Consider the following 17,601-nt stretch of genomic DNA (forward strand, 5'->3'; position numbering starts at 1 on the left):
GGTGAAATATCAGATTGTCATTGCGGGCGTGGGTGGACAAGGTGCGGTGTTTTTGGTCAAAGTGTTAAGCATTGCCGCTTCGTTGGCGGGTCAAAAATGCCTTGGTACCGAAAACCACGGCATGAGCCAACGGGGTGGTTCGGTGTCGTGCTATGTTAAACTGGGGGATTTTTATGCTCCTGCTATTGATGAGGGGCAAGCGGATTTGCTCATCGCCCTTGAAGCCACTGAAGCCTTGCGCAACCTACACTACCTCAAACCCAACGCGGGCACAGTGATTGTCAACGCTACTTCTGAGTTTCCTGAGGTAGCGTACAAAGTCTATCACACCGATGCCTTTTCAAAAGCTAGAAACAAAGCGTTTCCTATTGATGCGCTCAATGTCTATATGCTAGGGTTCACCCTCGCCAAAGACCCCAATTTTCCCTTTACATGTAAAGAAATCGAACAAGCCATTACTAAAATGAATCCTAAATTGGCAGAGAAAAATATCAACGTCTTACACCAAGCCATCAATGACGCGAAGGCCAAAGCATGATTTGGTCCAAAGAAGAAACCCTGCCCCGTGAAGCCTTGCACGCATTACAGTTTGAACGTCTTCAAGAAACCCTCATGCGGGTGTATCACAATGTTCCTTTTTACCGCGAAGCCTTTGAAGACGCGGGCGTAGTACCTAAAGACATCCGCTCTATGGCGGACATCTCCAAGCTGCCTTTTACTAAAAAACAAGATTTAAGAGACAACTACCCCTTTGGGATGTTTGCGGTCAAGCAAGACGCAGTGGTGCGCATCCACAGTTCTAGCGGCACCACAGGCAAACCCACCGTCGTAGGTTACACGCGTTCTGACATGAACGTGTGGAATGAAGTGATGGCGCGGGTCTTTACCATGTGTGGCGTCAACTCCGAAGACACGGTACACAACGCCTACGGTTACGGCCTTTTCACCGGTGGACTTGGCGTGCATAATGGCGCAGAAACCGTGGGGGCTACGGTCGTACCAAGTTCGGGCGGTTTCACGTCGCGCCAACTCTTGCTCATGAAAGATTTTGGTGCCACCGTACTTACTTCCACCCCTTCTTTTGCCCTCCACATGGCGGAAGCGGCCAAAGAAGAAGGGTATGATTTGCACAAAGATTTTCAACTCAAATGCGGCATCTTTGGAGCTGAGCCCACCAGTGAGGGACTAAAAAAAGAGGTGGCGCAGGTGTGGGGTATCGACTACCACGAAATCTACGGCCTTTCTGAAATCATCGGCCCAGGCGTTTCTAACAGTTGCAAAGAATCCCCCTTGTTGCACATTTTTGAAGACCATTTTTACCCTGAAATCATCGACCCAAAAACAGGCGAAGTGCTACCATACGGCGAAAAAGGTGAACTTGTCATCACCTCCCTTACCAAGCAAGCCTTGCCCATCATCCGCTACCGCACGGGCGACATCACGGCCCTTGACCCAACCCCATGCCGATGCGGTCGCACCCATGTGCGCATGCACAGCGTGATGGGACGCGTGGATGACATGCTCATCGTCAACGGTGTCAACGTGTTTCCCTCCCAAGTCGAACATGTACTCTCGTCCATCGATGAAATCAGCCTAAACTATCAAATCATTGCCGACAAAAAAGGCTACCTTGACGTGCTTGAAGTCATGGTCGAAGTGACCGAAGCCATGCCGATGGACAGTCTGGGTGCCCTAGAAAAACTCCAAAAACACATCCAACACGCCCTGCTTTCCAACCTCTACATCAACGCCAAGGTCAAGCTTGTGGAACCACGCAGTATTGAGCGTAGCATGGGCAAAGCCGTGCGCGTCATCGACAAAAGGAGCCTGTAATGTCTTATGCCATCAAACAACTCTCTGTCTTTTTAGAAAACAAACCGGGTGAACTTGGATTTTTGACCAAGACGCTCAGCCAAGGCGGCGTGTCTATTAAGTCCATCCTATTGGCAGATTCTTCAGATTTTGGACTAGCCAGAACCCTTGTCGACGACCCTGAAAAAGCAAAAGCTGTCCTTGAAAACCACGGTTTAAGCGTGCGCCTCACCGATGTATTTGGCGTGCGAATCGATGACGTGGTGGGAAGTTTTGACCGCGTTGTTTCACTCCTTAGCGCCAAAGAGATAAACATCTTGTATTGCTACAGTTTTTACGAATCTAGCAGTGGCATCTTCATCTTTAGCGTTCCCAAAGAGCAGTTTGATGAGGCGGTTTTAGCGCTCATCGCCCACGGTGTGGAAATCATCCAAGCTCAACACTTCTACATGTAAAGGACAAGGATGACCTGCACTAAAGCCGAAACCCTTGACCGCGCTTCTTTAGAAGCCTTACAATTTTTCCGCCTCAAAGAGACCCTTGAACGGGTGTATGCGCGCGTGCCTTTTTACAAAAACGCCTTTGATGGCGCGGGTGTATCTCCTCGTGACATTATCGCGCTTTGCGACCTAGAACGGTTGCCTTTTACCAAAAAACAAGACTTGCGGGACAACTACCCTTTTGGACTCTTTGCCGTGCCGATGGAACAGATTGTACGCATCCACAGCTCCAGTGGCACCACAGGCAAACCCACCGTCGTAGGCTATACCGAACACGACATGGACGTGTGGGCAGAAGTGGTCGGGCGCATCTTTACCATGGGCGGACTCACCAGTTGTGACATCTTGCAAAACTCCACAGGCTACGGGCTTTTCACGGGTGGGCTTGGGTTTCACACGGCGGCAGAACGCATGAAAATCGCCGTGGTGCCTAGTTCCACAGGCTTCACCTCACGCCAGTTACTTTTACTTAAAGACTTCGGTGCCACCGCCATCACGGGCACACCCTCTTTTGCCTTACATATGGCAGAACTCGCCAAGGCTGAAGGGTATGATTTGCACAAAGATTTTCGCCTCAAAGTGGGTTTTTTTGGCGCGGAACCTGCAAGTCGTGGGCTTAAAGAAGAGATTGCTACCACATGGGGCATCGACTACCACGAAGTGTATGGCCTTTCTGAAATCATCGGCCCAGGCGTGGCGGGAAGCTGTAAACACAGCGCTTTACTGCACATCAATGAAGACCATTTTTACCCCGAAATCATCGACTCCCTTACATGTAAGCCCGTGCCTGATGGCCAACGGGGTGAGCTTGTCATCACGACCCTCACCAAACACGGCTTGCCCATCATCCGCTACCGCACGGGCGACATCACGAGCCTCACCCGCGAACCTTGTGCGTGTGGCAGAACTTTGGCGCGCATTGAGAGCATCGCGGGGCGCAGTGATGATATGCTTGTCATCAACGGCGTCAACGTCTTTCCTTCCCAAATCGAACACGTGCTCTCTTGCGTGCAAGGCGTGACGCTAAACTACCAAATCATCGCCAAGAAAAAAGGGCACCTTGACAAACTCGAAGTGGACGTAGAGCTTGATGAAAGCCTCATGCGAGACGACGTAGCAGCACTGGAACGGCTCAAAAAAGAGTGTGAACGTTCCTTATTGAACCACTTGTACATCAACGTCGCCATCCGCCTCGTCGCGCCAAAATCCATCGTGCGAAGCGAAGGCAAAGCGGTGCGCGTCATCGACCAAAGGAGTTAAGATGGAATCGTACAGACTTGAACAACTCACCGTTTTTGTGGAAAACCGTTCAGGTGAGCTTTTGGCCATCACGTTACTTTTGGAAGATGAGGGCATTTCACTCACCTCCATCACATTAGCCGACAGTACCGAATTTGGCCTCTTGCGCTTACTTACCCCCGAAGTGGCGCGCGCCAAAAAAGTCTTGCTAGAGCAGGGTTTCATGGCCCAGTCCTCCTACGTGCTAGGCGTAAAAATCAACAACCACATCGGCAGTTTCAACCGCATCGTGCGCATTCTAGCTTCCGTCAATGTGGACATCCGCTACACTTACACCGTCAACGAAAAAGAGTTTGGTATTTTTATTTTCAAACTCGACGACGAAGTTTTCCACACGGCAATGACCGCGTTGTTACGCAAAGAAGTGGCGTTGTTAAGGCTAGAGGATTTGTGAGAAACAACCCTTACATGTAAGGGTTTTACCAGTGCACCCCAAGGGCGGTTTTGCTTCCAAAACGAATGCAAGAACTGTCCTTACATAAATTTATTTTATTTTCATCTTCGTCCCTCTTTTTTTAATATTCATACGATAATTGGATAAATATTTCAATTGGAGGCACAAAACCCCTTTACATGTAACCAACTCGTAATTCCTTGGTGTTACACTTTGCGTCAAATTACATCCTCGGGAGAACGAACAATGAAACGACTTACAACCCTTTTTGTGGCGCTTTTGCTTGGCCTTAGTGCTGCGCATGCGGAGTTTAAGCTTGACCCTCGTTATAGTGACAATGACGGCGACCTTATCGCTGACATTCCTACTGACCCAAAAAATTTGGTAGATCCTAGCACGCTTGTGTTTGCGTACACGCCTGTTGAAGACCCTGCTGTTTACGCGGACGTGTGGTCGGAATTTTTGGCCCATATGGAAAAAGTTACGGGTAAAAAAGTGCAGTTTTTTCCCGTCCAATCCAACGCCGCGCAAATCGAAGCAATGCGTTCAGGCCGTTTACATGTAGCGGGTTTTAACACGGGTTCTAATCCAATCGCCGTTGCGTGTGCTGGCTTTCGACCTTTTACGATGATGGCGGCCAAAGACGGTTCTTTTGGTTACGAGATGGAAATCATCACCTTCCCAGGCTCAGGTATCACTAAACCTGAAGACATCAAAGGTAAAAAACTTGCCTTCACCTCACAAACCTCAAACTCAGGTTTCAAAGCTCCTTCTGCCCTTATGGAAGCAGAGTATGGCCTTAAAGCTGAGCGCGACTACGAGCCTGTTTTTTCTGGCAAACATGACAACTCCATCCTAGGCGTTGCCAACAAAGACTACCCTGCTGCTGCTGTTGCAAACTCCGTCATGAAACGCATGCTAGACCGTGGCGTTGTCAAAGCGGAACAAATCAAAACTATCTACAAATCTGGCACGTTCCCTACCACGGGTTACGGCATCGCACACAACCTCAAACCTGAACTTCAAGAAAAAATCAAAGAAGCGTTTTTTAGCTTCAAATGGGAAGGCACTAAACTTCAAAACGAGTTTAAAGCCGAAGGCCAATTCTTGCCTATCACCTTTAAGAATCATTGGGCTGTTATCCGCCAAATCGACGCGGCTATGGGCGTTTCCTATACGTGCAAATAGGGCATTCTTTTGCTACGCATTAAAGGACTCACCAAGCAGTACAAAAACGCACCCCTGGTTCTTAAAGGGGTGAGTTTTGAGGTTCCAAAAGGGCAAATCGTCGGACTCATCGGCCCAAGCGGTGCGGGTAAATCCACGCTCATTCGGTGTATCAACCGCCTCATCGACCCCACAAGCGGAGAGATTTGGCTAGACAACACCCTTCTAAGCTCCCTCTCCAGTGGCAAAATGCGCGAACAACGCCGACACATCGGGATGATTTTTCAAGAATACGCCCTTGTAGAACGCTTAAGCGTCATGGAAAACGTTCTCTCTGGAAGACTGGGCTACCTACCCTTTTGGCGCACCTTTTTGCGGCGTTTTCCTGAAAAAGAGATCCAAATGGCCTTTGGCTTGCTTGAGCGTGTCGGACTCATAGACCACGCCAACAAACGTGCCGATGAACTCTCGGGCGGCCAACGCCAGCGGGTCGGCATCGCAAGAGCGCTCATGCAACAGCCCGACCTTTTACTCGTGGACGAACCTACCGCTAGCCTCGACCCAAAAACCTCCCGTCAAATCATGCGCCTCATCCAAGAAATCTGCTTTGAGCGGGGCCTTCCTGCCATCATTAACATCCACGACGTGCCTTTAGCCATGCAATTTACCCACCGCATCATCGGCTTGCACGGAGGAAGCGTAGTGTTTGACGGTTCGCCAGAAGCCTTGGACGAAGAAGCACTCACGAGTATCTACGGGGACGAAAACTGGGAAACCCTCACCGCCCAAGAAGCCGAAGTCTCACAAGAGGTGGCCTAGTGAGCTACCCAACCACGTGGAAACGGCCCCATTACATCATCCCCAGTGCTTCGTGGCGCATCGCCCTTTACATAGCGGCACTGGCGTACCTTGTTGTGGGCATCGGAAGTGTAGAAGTCAACTGGCTTCGGGCGTACGAAGGACTAGAGCGGGGTGCGCGCTTTGTGCAAGGATTTTTGCAGCCTGATTTTACCTCGCGCTTTACAGACATCAAGATTGGCATCATCGAAAGCCTCACCATGACGGTCACGTCTACGGTGGCAGGCATTTTGCTTTCCATCCCCTTTGGAATGGGCGCGGCACGCAATATTTCACCTAAACCCATCTACTATTTTTGCCGCAGTTTCATCGCTTTTTCGCGCTCCATGCAAGAAATTATCGTGGCCATCTTTCTCGTGGCACTCTTTGGTTTTGGGGCGTTTGCGGGGTTTTTAACTCTCACCTATGCGACCATCGGCTTTTTAGGAAAACTCTTGGCCGAAGAAATCGAGGAAATCGACCCGCGCCAACTCGAAGCCATTAGCGCCACAGGCGGGTCGTGGTTTCAGCGGTTTCATTACGCCATTTGGCCCCAAGTCATGCCACGTCTCGTGGGACTTTCGTTTTATCGCTTTGACATCAACTTTCGCGAATCTGCCGTCATCGGCATCGTGGGGGCTGGCGGCATCGGGGCAACCCTGAACACCGCCATCGACCGCTACGAATACGACTCCGCAGGCGCGGTGCTCATCGTCATCATTCTCATTGTTATGGCGTGCGAATATGCTTCAGGATGGATACGCAAATGGGTCAGTTAGAACAAGAAAAGCTCTGGCAACGCCGCATGAGCAAAAAAGCATGGATTGTCTGGGGCGGTTGGTTTCTCGTAGTGGCACTCAGTGTGTTTTGTTGGAACCTCATGACCGAAAACACGCTATGGGTTTTTGTTTATGATGCGCCCGAACAAGCCGCGGACTTGCTCTCACGTATGTTGCCGCCGCGTTGGGGGTACATCAACTCCCTTTACGGTGCGCTGTGGGACACACTCAACATCGCGACGCTTGGAACATTGCTTGGCATTATCATCGCCTTTCCTGTGGCGTTTTTTGCCGCGCACAATACCACCCCCTCGGTTCGTTTTGTGCGGCCTATTGCGCTGTTTATCATTGTAACGTCGCGCTCCATCAACTCACTCATTTGGGCCTTGTTGCTTGTGGCTATTTTAGGGCCAGGTATACTAGCGGGCATCTTAGCCATCGCGTTGCGCTCCATCGGTTTTGTGTCGAAGCTTTTATATGAAGGGATTGAAGAGATTAATCCCGTGAGCGTAGAAGCGGTATCGGCCACGGGCGCGTCGCGCATGCAGGTGATTGATTATGCTATCATTCCGCAGATTTTGCCTTCTTTTTTGGGGATTTCGCTCTTTCGTTGGGACATCAACATCCGCGAATCTACCATTTTAGGTTTGGTGGGTGCTGGCGGGATTGGCTTGCAATTGCAACACTCCATGAACACCCTTGCGTGGCCACAAGTGAGCCTCATTGTGGTGGTGATTTTAGGCACGGTCATCGTCTCTGAGGCGATTTCCGCAAAGGTTAGAAAGATGATTATTTGATGAATTCACGTGCTGTTTTTTCACTGTACGAGGGGGTGCGCGAGCACCTCCCCGAAGCTTTGGCTTTAAAAACCCCTTTACATGTAAAGGATATCGACAGCCTTTTAGACCAAGCGGGGTGCTTTTTTCTGGATGCATTTGGCGTGCTTAATGTGGGCACGAAAGCCATCCCAGGGGCGCAACAATTACTCAAACGCCTTCGAGCGCGCGGGCTTCCTTTTTTGATGCTCACCAACTCCGCCACCCTTCCCAAGTCCTACTTGTGTGACAAACTAGGCGCCATGGGCTTGGCTTTTGAACCCCATGACATCGTCTCAAGCCGCGAAGTGCTGTGGTCGCTTTTGCCTTTTAGTTCCAACAATTGGGGCATCATCGGCGAACGCCACGAGATGGAAGTGCCTTTGCGCGTTACGCTTCAAGAAGACGATGGGTTCTGGGAGAGCGATGGGTTTTTATTTTTAAGCACAGGATGTTGGGATGACGCCTTGCAAGCCAAGTGGCGAGAAGCATTGCGTGAGAGACCGCGCACCGTCTGGGTCGCCAACCCCGACCTCACCGCCCCTAGAGAAGATGGTGCTTTTCCCAAGCAACCGGGGTTTTACACCCTCTTGGAACCCGCTTCGTTGTTTACGGATTTACACTCCGTGGGTAAACCTTTTAACAACGTTTTTGCCTACGCCTTACACCTTGCCAAAAAACGCTGGGGTGTGGATGCGCAAGATGTCATGATGGTAGGCGACACCCTCCACACCGATGTGTTGGGCGCCAATGCCATGGGCATGAAAAGCGCCCTCATCGAAAGCTACGGCTTTTTCAAAGGCCTTGAAACCTTGCCTTTCATGCACCAAAGCGGCATCTTTCCTGATGTGCGTCTTAGTGCTTACATGTAGACGAATATCGCCCCTCAAACTCACTCATATAGGTGCGGTATTTTAGCGGCACAAATGCCTGTTGAAGTTTGGGGTTGGTGCGGTTTTGGATGGCGACGTGGCTAAAAAAGGTCTGCCACAATCCTTTACATGTAAGCTCTTTTTCGCTCACCTGTGGCACATCCGCGTGGGCAACCGCGTAAATCTCCCTCTCTTGGCTCACAAAAGCAAGCCCTCTTTCCACGTCGTGCAAGATGAACCCTTGCGCTCCAAGGCGTTCCACAAAGTGGTGTCCTAAAAGAGCAAGAATATTGTAATCTGTTTGGATTTTGGCATAGAATACTCCCTCTTCTAGCTCTTCAAAACGCACAAAGCCTTTCATGCGGTGCACCATTCGCCCATAAACCCTCGCCCAGTTTTGTACTGTTCGCACAGACTCTTGCGTGGGGTCGTAGAGGTTTTTTGGGTCTTTAAAGCCTAGGTTCACATACGCCAAAAGAGGCAGTTCAAAAGCAAGGGTATCGCACAAAAGCACCTGCTGGATTTCCCTTACATGTAAAGGCGAAAAAGTGCGTTTCATCCCCTCTAAAACGCGCCTTGCGTGGGTTTCGTCACTTCTTACTTCGTGGATTTGTAAAAGGCTTTGGGGACGGGATTTGAAGATGTGCGTAGGAGAAAGTTTGTGGGCGTACACTTCAAACACAAGGCTCAAAAATCCCTCGGCCGTCCCATCATACACCACTATCATACCTCCCCTCCTACCATGCCTTGGTACCAGTCAAACAAGCTAGGTTGCAGGAGTTTTTTTGGCCCCAACAAGGCGCGGCGGATGTGGTCTTCGCGCAAAGGCACTTCTTTTTGGTACACCCCTTTACATGTAATGAAATAATTGGCCCGTTTCAAAGAAACCCCAAGGCGGGAAAGCATAGCGTGGTCTAAGGCTCTAAACTTTCTTGCTTGCAAGATTTTCAAAGCTCCTCGCACCCCGATGCCCGGAATGCGTACCAACACTTCCTTGGGTGCCGTGTTGATTTCTACGGGAAAATGCTCCAAATGGCGCAAGGCCCAAAAGGTTTTGGGGTCAAGGTCAACGTCAAGTTTTCGGGTCGCTTCGTCCACCAACTCTTCAGCCCTAAAGCCATAAAACCGCAACAACCAATCCGCTTGATAAAGCCGATGCTCTCGCAACAGCGGCGGCGCAGTAAGTGTGGAAGGCAGTAAAGCGTTGTCGTTAATGGGAATGTACGCGCTGTAATAGACCCGCTTTAGCAAGGCTTTTTCGTACAACGCACTGCTTAAGCGCAAGATGTCAAAATCGCTCTCAGGCGTGGCCCCGACGATGAGTTGGGTGCTCATAGGAATAGGCGCGGAGGTTTTATGCAAGCTAATGTCGCGCGCGGCACGCAGGGGTTGCATCACTTTTTCTTTGGTTTTATTAGGCGCAAGAAGCGCCAAAGAATGGCTACTAGGCAGTTCGATGTTGGAACTCACTCGACTGGCCAGTGCGACGACTTTTTCGATGAGTTCAGTGTCGCATCCTGGGATGAGTTTGACGTGGATGTAGCCTCCGAAACCATACTCAAAGCGCAAAATCTCCAAGGTTTGGAGCAATAACCCCATGGTGTGGTTTTCGCTTTTGACAATACCAGAACTTAAAAACAACCCTTCGATGTAGTTACGCTTGTAAAAATCGATGGTAATATCTGCTAGTTCACGGGGTGTGAAGGCCGCGCGTGGGATGGCATTGCTTGCGCGGTTGATGCAATATGCGCACTCGTAAATGCATGCATTAGTCATCAACACTTTCAATAAGGAAATGCACCGTCCATCGGCGCTAAAACTGTGACAAATCCCGCTTGCATGGGATTTGCCTAGACTCGCGCCTTTTTGGTCGCTCCCGCTAGAACTGCAACTGACATCGTATTTGGCGCTATCACTTAAAATCGCCATTTTTTCAAAAAGAGTTTTTGCCATGGGTGCAGTGTAGCCCAGAAAAAAAGTGTCTAGGGATTTTATTTCAAAATGAAATCTTTGGAGTTTCAAAGCCAAAAATCGATACAATACGCCCTCACATACACCCCGCATTGTTGGAGAATCAGCACCCATGAACACACCATTAAACTATTCGCACCTCAAACTTGGCATCATTGGCGGTGGACAATTGGGCAAAATCATGTCCCAAAAAGCTAAAAAAATGGGCTTTCACGTCACCGTCCTAGACCCCACGCCCAATTGCCCCGCAGGCCAAGTTTCTGACGCACAAATTGTGGGTGGATTTTACGACCAAGCTAAACTTGTTGAGCTGATTCGCACTTGTGATGTCACCACTTTTGAGCTTGAAAATGTGGATGTAGAAGCCCTAAAGCCCCTCTTTGACCAAGGCCACGCCATCTACCCCTCCCCCTACACCATCGCCCTCATTCAAAACAAATACGAACAAAAAAAGTTCCTTGATTCCAAGGGCATTCCCGTGCCAACCTACAAAGACGTCAAGACGCCCTCTTGTTTAGAAAGCCTTGGTTTTCCTGTGGTGCAAAAGGCCAAAAAAGGCGGGTATGACGGGCGCGGCGTGATGGTGCTAAAGTCCAAAGAAGACCTTAAAAACGCCATCCAAGGCGAAAGCTTCCTTGAAGAGATGGTAAATATCGACAAAGAACTCGCCATCATCGTAGCGCGCAATCTCCAAGGCGAAGTGGCGTGTTATCCTGTAGTTGAGATGCTCTTTGACGAGCGGGTCAACATTTGTGACAGCGTCATGGCCCCTGCGCGAATTGCACCTGCGTTAGCCCAAGAGGTGAAAGACATTGCCATTGCTTGTGTGGAGTCTTTCGAGGGAGTGGGCATCTTTGGTGTAGAGATGTTTTTAACCAAAGAGGGGAAAATCTTGGTCAATGAAATCGCCCCACGGCCTCACAATTCAGCCCACTACACCATTGAATCTTGCGTCACTTCGCAGTTTGAGCAAATCGTCCGTGCGGTCACGGGCTTGCCTCTTGGCTCAACAGAGCTCATCATCCCCTCGGTTATGGTGAACCTCCTTGGGGAAGAAGGGTTTGAGGGCGAACCGCTTTTGGAAGGACTGCCAGAAATTCTTGCTCTTGATAAAGTCTCGTTTCATTTTTACGGCAAAAGCCACACCAAACCTTTTCGCAAGATGGGCCACATCACTGTGCTTGACCACAACCTAGACCTTGCGCTTGCACGCGCGCTTAAAGCTAAAGACATTTTCAAAGTGAAAGGAACTAAACCCCTATGAACAAACCTCTTGTTGGAATCATCATGGGAAGCGACTCTGACCTTCCCATCATGCAAGCAGCCGCCCAGATGTGTGATGCCTTTGGCGTACCTTATGAGGTGAGTGTTGTCTCTGCCCACCGCACTCCTGAAAAATTGTTTAGCTATGCAAAAAGCGCCCAAGAGCGTGGCCTTTTGGTCATCATCGCGGGAGCCGGAGGTGCGGCGCACTTACCTGGTATGGTTGCTTCGCTCACCCCGCTTCCCGTGGTAGGTGTGCCTGTAAAAACCTCTTCTTTGGATGGTATGGATTCGTTGCTCTCCATCGTCCAAATGCCCGGAGGCGTTCCTGTGGCAACCGTTGCTATCAACAATGCAAAAAATGCGGGTATTTTAGCGGCACAAATGGTAGGCATCAAACACAAAGAAGTGTGTGAAAAAATTGAGAATTATAAAAAACAGATGCAAGAAGAAGTGGAAGCCAAAGCGCAAAACCTTGAAAACATAGGGGTTGAGGCGTACTTAAAAGAGATGAACTCCTAAGAAAGAACCCATGGCAGAGCGTAAGCCGGGTTCTGTCGTGGGTGACTATTTATCTACGCGCCATGTTGCCAAGACGCTCTAGCGAAGGGTTTTGTGAGTATGAAGTAAAAAACCATCCCTTCTTGCTGCAGGTTGGGTTTACAAAGCCGTTTTAGTTACCTAAAACGCTGGTGGGCTCTTACCCCGCCGTTTCACCTTTTCCCTTACATGTAAGGGTAGTCTACTCTCTGTTGCACTGTCCCTCGGGTTACCCCGGCCATCCGTTAGATGGAACCTTACTTCATTGCAGCCCGGACTTTCCTCTTAGGGCGTGAGCGCCCCAAGCAGCCACCTGCTCTACCATAGGAGCGGGGATTATACCACAGGTTACTTTATGTCCCAAGCATTTTCACTTTAATGGAGCGCCATATACACCGCTACGCCGCAAAGCAACAGAGCAAACACGTATTTTTGCAGAACAAAGACGGTTTCATTTGCAATAAATCTTCTCAAACTTGATCCAAACAAAGACCACAATGCATTTCCCACAAAGAAAAAAGACATGGCAAGCGCGCTTAGAAAAAAAATGCCGCCAAAAGTTTCGCTTTGGTTTTTAAACTGCGTAAACATCAAGACAAGAGTCATGTACACTTTAGGATTGAGCAAACTCAGGATAAATCCGTTGCTAAAATCAAGGGGAATCTTTTTGTCTTGCAGTTTCATTTGTGAAATCTTATAGGCCAAATACAAAAGATAAGCAACACCAACGCTTTTAATAACAATGAAACTAAAAGGATAGAGGGAAAAAAGACGCGCAAGCCCCAAGCCTGTAGCAAGAGATTGGAGCATAAAAGCCACATTGAGGCCCAAGATAAGCTTGAGGGATTGCTTGAAGCCATTGGTTGTTCCCATGGCCGCCAAAGTAATATTTACAGGGCCAGGCGTCCACGCAAGAGGGATGATGAACGCTAAAAAAATAGCCAAAAACTCCACAACCGTCCCTTTAAAAGAAGTCTATTTTTGAGCACAACTGCGTAAGCCACAAAAGCAAAGCACTCTCATGGCTTACATGTGAAGCTTACTCCACAAACGAACAACAATAATCCACAACCTCGGGGCATGTTATCTCAAACGTGCTAAGTGCGGGCACATCAAACGACTCTCCCGCCCTTACATGTAAGGTGTTTTTACCCAAATGCACTTCGCAATTTCCCGCAAGAATCTCCATCACTTCGGCTGCTTGCGTGTTGAAAGTGTAAGTTCCCGGAAGCATGACACCCAAAGTTTTCTTGCTTCCATCAGCAAAAACAAGGGTGCGACTCGTTACTTTACCTTCAAAATAGACATTGGCCTTTTTAACAACACTCACATTTTCAAATGTATCCATACGCACGACTCCTTAAAAAAAGTGAAAAAGTGTAGCATGAAGTGCTTTAAGGTCTTACATGTGGAGTAAAAGCTTTGTGTTTGGGGTTTTCTCCCTTGACTTTTATTTTTACGCTATTGGCAAGGCGTCGTTAATGCTATTTTGCTATGCTTCTTGAAAAACTGTAGCAGGACACCATGGACTCACTCACACAAGCCGCCCTTGGCGCATCGGTTGCGTATGCATGTTGGCACAAGCCCTTGGGCAAAAAAGCGTTGCTTTGGGGAGCACTCTTGGGGACATTGCCAGACTTGGATATTGTGGCGCGCCCTTTTTTGGATGAGGTGGAGCGCCTTTACTTGCACCGTGGAGAGTCCCACTCCATTTGGTTTATCTTTTTTGGTGCCTTGATGTTTGCTTTCATAGCCCATCGATGGCGTGAAAAAATACCTTTTTCGCACCTCTTTTGGGGACTGTTTGCCATTTTTGGCACCCATGTACTCATTGACTATTTCACCATTTATGGCACCCAGCTTTTAGCACCTTTTTCGCGCTACGGATTTGCCCACGGGAATCTTTTTATCATCGATCCACTTTTCACCCTGCCGTTGCTTTTTGGGATTGGCTTTGCTGTTTTTTTTAAAAGTCCCAAAGCCAATCTTGCGGGACTTTACATAAGCTCTTTTTATGCTCTATTTTCGTTGGGCGCCCACGGTTACGCCCATCATGTCTTCACCCAAGACACAAAAAACAAAGCCTTACATGTAAGCGCGTCCACGACCATGGCAACGCCTTTTAACACCCTGTTGTGGCGGCACCTCGCCCAAACACCTGAGGGCTTACTGGTCGGGTATTATTCACTTTTAGCCCCGCGCGCCATCACGTATGAGCGCATCCCTCAACACAAAGAGCTCCTGGAACCCTACAAGGATGCCGCCAATGTCAACGCCATAGCATGGTTTTCTAAAGGGTATTGGGTGGCGCAAAAACAAGGCGACACCCTCCGCATGAGCGACGCGCGCTTTGGGGAAATCCGAAGCAGTATTGACATACCACCGCACACGTGGGGTTATCTTTTTTCATGGGTCATCACAGACGAAGAGCGGCGCATGCAACGCGCCCCAAGAACAGAGCGAAACCTCAAAGAAGCCTTACATGTAACGTACCAAAGGCTTGTGGGAGCGCATTAGTCAAAGCATGTTTTTCAAATCAGACGAAGCCGTCGGATACGCTAAAGCCATTTGCTTAAACGTCGCAATGGGCATCTTTGTTTTTAGCAACATGGCACACAGGTTAATCACTTCTGGGCTATTGTGGCGCAAAAGCGTTGCACCCAAAAGCGTACCCTCTTTAGAGAGCACCATCTTGTATGCCCCGTGGGTTTCGCCGATGCGCTTTGAAGAGGGCCAACTGGCCGTTTCGCCCTCTTTGATGGCGTAATCCAACCCCTTTTCCCTCGCCTCTTCTTCTGTGATACCCACGGCCACTAAGGGCGGGTGGGTGAACATCGCATGCGCCACCAACGCATCATCCCACGTGCGGTGATTGCCTTTGAGAATGTTTTCTCCTGCTATTTTGCCTTGTTCATCCGCAACCGTGGCAAGTTGGTAGGGCGTGTCGGTGCAATCCCCGATGGCGTACACGTGCGGGTTGCTCACGCTTTGCATGTGGGCGTTAACCGCAATGCCTTTGGCGCTAGCTTGCACGTTGCCCGCATCACCCTCTAGCACCGAGAGATTGGGCATGCGCCCGATGGTTTCAAAAACCGCATCGGCCTTTACATGTAAGCCCTCTTCCGTGATGAGCGTGTACGTGGCGCCTTGTTTGGTCACTTCTGTGACGGGCGCGTTGGTAATGACGCGAATGCCTGCTTCTTTGGTCGCACTCAAAAAGCGCGCTACCATGCTCTCATCAAACCCTTTAAGGGGTTGGTTGGAACGGTGTACAACCGTGACCTCACTGCCCAAACTCGCCGCCACATAGGCAAACTCAAAGGCAATCACCCCCGCCCCGACAAAGGCAATGCGTTTGGGGAGACTAGGCATTTCTAAAAAATCATCGCTTGTGCGTAAATGTTCGCTGCCTTTGATGGCGTTGCGCCTTGGCAAGGAGCCTGTGGCTATCACGATATGTTTTGCGCTCAGGGTTTTTTCTCCCACACGAAGCGCATCAGGAGCGCAAAAGGTGGCAATGCCTTCAATAAAGCGTGCCTTAGACTGGAGCGTTTTGCGGGTTCTGTGGGGTACGGACGCGGTAAATGCGTTTTTAAGGGACTGGAGCGCTGCCCAAGAGCTTTTTGACATGGTTTCAAAGCCGTGGCCAAGCAAATCTTTGATGGCATTGCGGGCTTCTTGGTGTGCCACGAGGTACTTTTTAGGCTGGCACCCCTTAAGCGCGCAAACACCGCCAAGGGGCTCAGGGGCAACCACTGCTACTTTTTGATGGGACGCTAAGGCTTCAAGGGCATAGTAAGCAGAAGTCCCGCTTCCGACGATGATGGTGTCAAAGTGTTCTGTTTTCATGGCGCACTCCTTGGTGTTGTCTGCTCTTTGTTTTGCACTAAGATGACTAAGGCATATCATACCGAACATTAGAACACAAAAACCTGCCCATAAAAAAACTATGGCCACACAGCAAGCGCGCCTTCAATAAAGCGTAAAAAACTAATCCACAATAAAAAGCTTCGCGCCACAAGGCGTGTAGGAGCGGTGCGCCATGGTTTCATCGGCGACTTCGTAGCTCATCCCTGCTGTTAAAAGATGCACTTCGCCGTTTTCAAGTTCCGTGTAAAGTTCACCCTCCAAGCACAACAAAATGTGCCCTTTTTGGCACCAGTGGTCGGCCTTGTACCCTGCGGAGTACTCCACCATCCGCACGCGAATCTCACCGCATTGTTTGGTGCGCCAAAGGGCAACGCCACTTTCGCCTCGATGTTCACTTGGCGTGATACTGCTCCACTCGGTTGTGCCAAAAGGGATGTGGGTCATTTGCATTGGGTTTTCCTTTACATGTAAGGGTTTTTTGGAGAAAGAGCATACAAGTTCTAATAATGAGAAACTCTACATGATGTTTGCTGAAAACAATACTATCGAGGGTTCCAAGAACACAAAACTATTACGGCAAAATTGAGTGCATAAACTTCAAGGTAACCAAGCCAGCATCATCAAATTTTTAATAGACACCAAGGAGGGTTTGACATGCCGCGCACGATTGTCGTACAATGCTGATATTTATATACGACAAGGATTGACGATGAACAGTAAAATCACTCTTTATGCCGACCAAAACCTTATCGATGGCATCAAATCTTACGCAAAAAAGCACAACACTTCTGTCTCAAAATTGGTGATGCACTTTTTTGAATCCACGCTAAAACATGAAAATCCCAACAAAACAATACCCTCTAAAACATCAAAACTTCAAGGCGTCCTTAAAGGGAAAATCTCGAAAGAGGAATACACCGCCTACCTTGAAAAGAAGCACGCATGAGGGTTTTACTTGACACTAACGTTGTGTTAGATTTACTCATGGAGCGCGAGCCTTTTAGCCAACTGGCACAAAAGATTTTTCTCAAAATAGAATCAAAAGAGATACAAGGCTTTTTATGCCCAACTTCCGTGACGACGCTTTATTACCTTTTACGCAAGCATCTTGGCAAAAAAGAGTGCAATGAAGCGATTCAAACGTTACTTGAGCTGTTTGAAGTTGTAAGCTTGGACAAAAATATTTTGCAAGAAAGCGTAAAAAACGTAGGCAGCGACTTTGAAGACAGCGTCATCTACACGAGCGCCTCCCATGCGCACGTTGACATCATCATCACCCGAGACCTTAGCGGATTTAAAAACTCCCCCATCAACGTGATGCAACCCCATGAGTTTTTGATTGATGCAGAGGCCGTGAACTAAAACGCGCTTAGCAAGCCCATCACAAACTTACCAAAGGGCGTTTTTTAAGGCTTGTCACATCCACACCATGCCATCTTTGGCAAGAAGCGAAATGGGAGCTTTATTTCTTGCGATGATGGG

At 49.1% G+C, this 17,601-nt stretch carries 21 protein-coding genes and 1 other RNA gene; 15 read left to right on the top strand and 7 right to left on the bottom strand.

The features are described from left to right. Position 1 precedes the first annotated feature (1 nt). The 10 genes from JWV37_RS07105 to JWV37_RS07150 all read left to right on the top strand — a co-directional run bounded on the left by JWV37_RS07105 (position 2) and on the right by JWV37_RS07150 (position 8,475). Complete coding sequence (locus JWV37_RS07105; RefSeq protein ID WP_205459092.1) at positions 2-538, top strand: 2-oxoacid:acceptor oxidoreductase family protein; 537 nt, start codon at positions 2-4, stop codon at positions 536-538. Then, positions 535-1,833 carry a phenylacetate--CoA ligase family protein gene (locus JWV37_RS07110; protein WP_205459093.1) on the top strand — a complete coding sequence of 433 codons (1,299 nt, stop codon included), beginning with the start codon at positions 535-537 and terminating at the stop codon, positions 1,831-1,833. Before JWV37_RS07105 ends, JWV37_RS07110 begins: the two co-directional genes overlap by 4 nt. Continuing rightward, complete coding sequence (locus tag JWV37_RS07115) at positions 1,833-2,267, top strand: ACT domain-containing protein (protein WP_205459094.1); 435 nt, start codon at positions 1,833-1,835, stop codon at positions 2,265-2,267. The genes JWV37_RS07110 and JWV37_RS07115 overlap by 1 nt, the downstream gene beginning before the upstream one ends. A 9-nt stretch (positions 2,268-2,276) precedes the next feature. Further along, positions 2,277-3,572, top strand: a complete 1,296-nt coding sequence (locus tag JWV37_RS07120) for a phenylacetate--CoA ligase family protein (RefSeq protein ID WP_205459095.1) — start codon at positions 2,277-2,279, stop codon at positions 3,570-3,572. Between the two features lies 1 nt (position 3,573). Then, positions 3,574-4,005, top strand: a complete 432-nt coding sequence (locus JWV37_RS07125; RefSeq protein WP_205459096.1) for an ACT domain-containing protein — start codon at positions 3,574-3,576, stop codon at positions 4,003-4,005. A gap of 246 nt (positions 4,006-4,251) precedes the next feature. After that, the gene (gene phnD, locus JWV37_RS07130; RefSeq protein WP_205459097.1) at positions 4,252-5,193 is read left to right on the top strand and encodes a phosphate/phosphite/phosphonate ABC transporter substrate-binding protein; all 942 of its coding nucleotides are present in this window, start codon (positions 4,252-4,254) and stop codon (positions 5,191-5,193) included. Between the two features lie 9 nt (positions 5,194-5,202). After that, entirely contained in the window at positions 5,203-5,991 is a 789-nt protein-coding gene (gene phnC, locus JWV37_RS07135) for a phosphonate ABC transporter ATP-binding protein (protein WP_205459098.1), read from the top strand. Beyond that, on the top strand, positions 5,991-6,788 hold the full coding sequence (gene phnE, locus JWV37_RS07140; protein ID WP_205459099.1) for a phosphonate ABC transporter, permease protein PhnE: 798 nt from the start codon (positions 5,991-5,993) through the stop codon (positions 6,786-6,788). The genes phnC and phnE (JWV37_RS07140) overlap by 1 nt, the downstream gene beginning before the upstream one ends. After that, positions 6,776-7,585, top strand: coding sequence for a phosphonate ABC transporter, permease protein PhnE (gene phnE, locus JWV37_RS07145; protein WP_205459100.1), 810 nt, complete (start codon positions 6,776-6,778; stop codon positions 7,583-7,585). The genes phnE (JWV37_RS07140) and phnE (JWV37_RS07145) overlap by 13 nt, the downstream gene beginning before the upstream one ends. After that, positions 7,585-8,475 (top strand): HAD-IIA family hydrolase, encoded by an 891-nt coding sequence (locus tag JWV37_RS07150; RefSeq protein ID WP_205459101.1) that lies wholly within the window; start codon positions 7,585-7,587, stop codon positions 8,473-8,475. Before phnE (JWV37_RS07145) ends, JWV37_RS07150 begins: the two co-directional genes overlap by 1 nt. On the opposite strand, the gene JWV37_RS07155 is transcribed toward JWV37_RS07150, so the two are convergent. Beyond that, positions 8,459-9,202, bottom strand: coding sequence for a TIGR03915 family putative DNA repair protein (locus tag JWV37_RS07155; RefSeq protein ID WP_205459102.1), 744 nt, complete (start codon positions 9,200-9,202; stop codon positions 8,459-8,461). The genes JWV37_RS07150 and JWV37_RS07155 overlap by 17 nt on opposite strands. Next, entirely contained in the window at positions 9,199-10,560 is a 1,362-nt protein-coding gene (locus tag JWV37_RS07160; RefSeq protein ID WP_240332086.1) for a putative DNA modification/repair radical SAM protein, read from the bottom strand. Before JWV37_RS07160 ends, JWV37_RS07155 begins: the two co-directional genes overlap by 4 nt. Between JWV37_RS07160 and JWV37_RS07165 the strand changes: the two genes are divergently transcribed. Together JWV37_RS07165 and purE are read left to right on the top strand one after the other, a co-directional pair. Further along, entirely contained in the window at positions 10,559-11,710 is a 1,152-nt protein-coding gene (locus JWV37_RS07165) for a 5-(carboxyamino)imidazole ribonucleotide synthase (protein ID WP_205459103.1), read from the top strand. The genes JWV37_RS07160 and JWV37_RS07165 overlap by 2 nt on opposite strands. Then, positions 11,707-12,231: a 5-(carboxyamino)imidazole ribonucleotide mutase gene (gene purE, locus JWV37_RS07170; RefSeq protein WP_205459104.1), complete on the top strand. Its 525-nt coding sequence runs from the start codon at positions 11,707-11,709 to the stop codon at positions 12,229-12,231. The genes JWV37_RS07165 and purE overlap by 4 nt, the downstream gene beginning before the upstream one ends. A gap of 6 nt (positions 12,232-12,237) precedes the next feature. On the opposite strand, the gene rnpB is transcribed toward purE, so the two are convergent. The 3 genes from rnpB to ppnP form a co-directional block, all read right to left on the bottom strand. Next, positions 12,238-12,574: RNase P RNA component class A (gene rnpB, locus JWV37_RS07175), an RNA gene on the bottom strand. Positions 12,575-12,624: 50 nt separating this feature from the next. Beyond that, the gene (locus JWV37_RS07180; protein ID WP_205459105.1) at positions 12,625-13,203 is read right to left on the bottom strand and encodes a LysE family translocator; all 579 of its coding nucleotides are present in this window, start codon (positions 13,201-13,203) and stop codon (positions 12,625-12,627) included. A gap of 85 nt (positions 13,204-13,288) precedes the next feature. Next, a complete protein-coding gene (ppnP, locus tag JWV37_RS07185) occupies positions 13,289-13,597 on the bottom strand; it encodes a pyrimidine/purine nucleoside phosphorylase (protein WP_205459106.1) in 309 nt (102 codons plus the stop codon). A gap of 176 nt (positions 13,598-13,773) precedes the next feature. On the opposite strand from ppnP, the gene JWV37_RS07190 reads away from it, so the two are divergent. Then, entirely contained in the window at positions 13,774-14,766 is a 993-nt protein-coding gene (locus JWV37_RS07190; RefSeq protein WP_205459107.1) for a metal-dependent hydrolase, read from the top strand. Here the strand turns inward: JWV37_RS07190 and JWV37_RS07195 are convergent, their stop codons facing one another. Both JWV37_RS07195 and JWV37_RS07200 read right to left on the bottom strand, forming a co-directional pair. Beyond that, the gene (locus tag JWV37_RS07195; RefSeq protein ID WP_205459108.1) at positions 14,767-16,098 is read right to left on the bottom strand and encodes a dihydrolipoyl dehydrogenase family protein; all 1,332 of its coding nucleotides are present in this window, start codon (positions 16,096-16,098) and stop codon (positions 14,767-14,769) included. A gap of 141 nt (positions 16,099-16,239) precedes the next feature. Then, on the bottom strand, positions 16,240-16,569 hold the full coding sequence (locus JWV37_RS07200; protein ID WP_205459109.1) for a DHCW motif cupin fold protein: 330 nt from the start codon (positions 16,567-16,569) through the stop codon (positions 16,240-16,242). 259 nt (positions 16,570-16,828) lie between these two features. Here JWV37_RS07200 and JWV37_RS07205 point away from each other — a divergent pair, with 259 nt between their 5' ends. Together JWV37_RS07205 and JWV37_RS07210 are read left to right on the top strand one after the other, a co-directional pair. Next, the gene (locus tag JWV37_RS07205) at positions 16,829-17,065 is read left to right on the top strand and encodes a DUF6364 family protein (protein ID WP_205459110.1); all 237 of its coding nucleotides are present in this window, start codon (positions 16,829-16,831) and stop codon (positions 17,063-17,065) included. After that, positions 17,062-17,481 carry a type II toxin-antitoxin system VapC family toxin gene (locus tag JWV37_RS07210; protein ID WP_205459111.1) on the top strand — a complete coding sequence of 140 codons (420 nt, stop codon included), beginning with the start codon at positions 17,062-17,064 and terminating at the stop codon, positions 17,479-17,481. The genes JWV37_RS07205 and JWV37_RS07210 overlap by 4 nt, the downstream gene beginning before the upstream one ends. The last annotated feature ends 120 nt before the right edge of the window (positions 17,482-17,601 follow it).

This window comes from Sulfurospirillum tamanense (genome assembly GCF_016937535.1).
Taxonomy (GTDB): domain Bacteria; phylum Campylobacterota; class Campylobacteria; order Campylobacterales; family Campylobacteraceae; genus Sulfurospirillum_B; species Sulfurospirillum_B tamanense.

Coding starts and splice junctions, on each gene's coding strand:
- JWV37_RS07110 (WP_205459093.1), top strand. CDS start 535: ATGATTTGGTCCAAAGAAGAAACCCTGCCCCGTGAAGCCTTGCACGCA.
- JWV37_RS07115 (WP_205459094.1), top strand. CDS start 1,833: ATGTCTTATGCCATCAAACAACTCTCTGTCTTTTTAGAAAACAAACCG.
- JWV37_RS07120 (WP_205459095.1), top strand. CDS start 2,277: ATGACCTGCACTAAAGCCGAAACCCTTGACCGCGCTTCTTTAGAAGCC.
- JWV37_RS07125 (WP_205459096.1), top strand. CDS start 3,574: ATGGAATCGTACAGACTTGAACAACTCACCGTTTTTGTGGAAAACCGT.
- phnD (WP_205459097.1), top strand. CDS start 4,252: ATGAAACGACTTACAACCCTTTTTGTGGCGCTTTTGCTTGGCCTTAGT.
- phnE (WP_205459100.1), top strand. CDS start 6,776: ATGGGTCAGTTAGAACAAGAAAAGCTCTGGCAACGCCGCATGAGCAAA.
- JWV37_RS07150 (WP_205459101.1), top strand. CDS start 7,585: ATGAATTCACGTGCTGTTTTTTCACTGTACGAGGGGGTGCGCGAGCAC.
- JWV37_RS07155 (WP_205459102.1), bottom strand. CDS start 9,202: ATGATAGTGGTGTATGATGGGACGGCCGAGGGATTTTTGAGCCTTGTG.
- JWV37_RS07165 (WP_205459103.1), top strand. CDS start 10,559: ATGAACACACCATTAAACTATTCGCACCTCAAACTTGGCATCATTGGC.
- JWV37_RS07160 (WP_240332086.1), bottom strand. CDS start 10,560: ATGGGTGCTGATTCTCCAACAATGCGGGGTGTATGTGAGGGCGTATTG.
- purE (WP_205459104.1), top strand. CDS start 11,707: ATGAACAAACCTCTTGTTGGAATCATCATGGGAAGCGACTCTGACCTT.
- ppnP (WP_205459106.1), bottom strand. CDS start 13,597: ATGGATACATTTGAAAATGTGAGTGTTGTTAAAAAGGCCAATGTCTAT.
- JWV37_RS07190 (WP_205459107.1), top strand. CDS start 13,774: ATGGACTCACTCACACAAGCCGCCCTTGGCGCATCGGTTGCGTATGCA.
- JWV37_RS07195 (WP_205459108.1), bottom strand. CDS start 16,098: ATGAAAACAGAACACTTTGACACCATCATCGTCGGAAGCGGGACTTCT.
- JWV37_RS07200 (WP_205459109.1), bottom strand. CDS start 16,569: ATGCAAATGACCCACATCCCTTTTGGCACAACCGAGTGGAGCAGTATC.
- JWV37_RS07205 (WP_205459110.1), top strand. CDS start 16,829: ATGAACAGTAAAATCACTCTTTATGCCGACCAAAACCTTATCGATGGC.
- JWV37_RS07210 (WP_205459111.1), top strand. CDS start 17,062: ATGAGGGTTTTACTTGACACTAACGTTGTGTTAGATTTACTCATGGAG.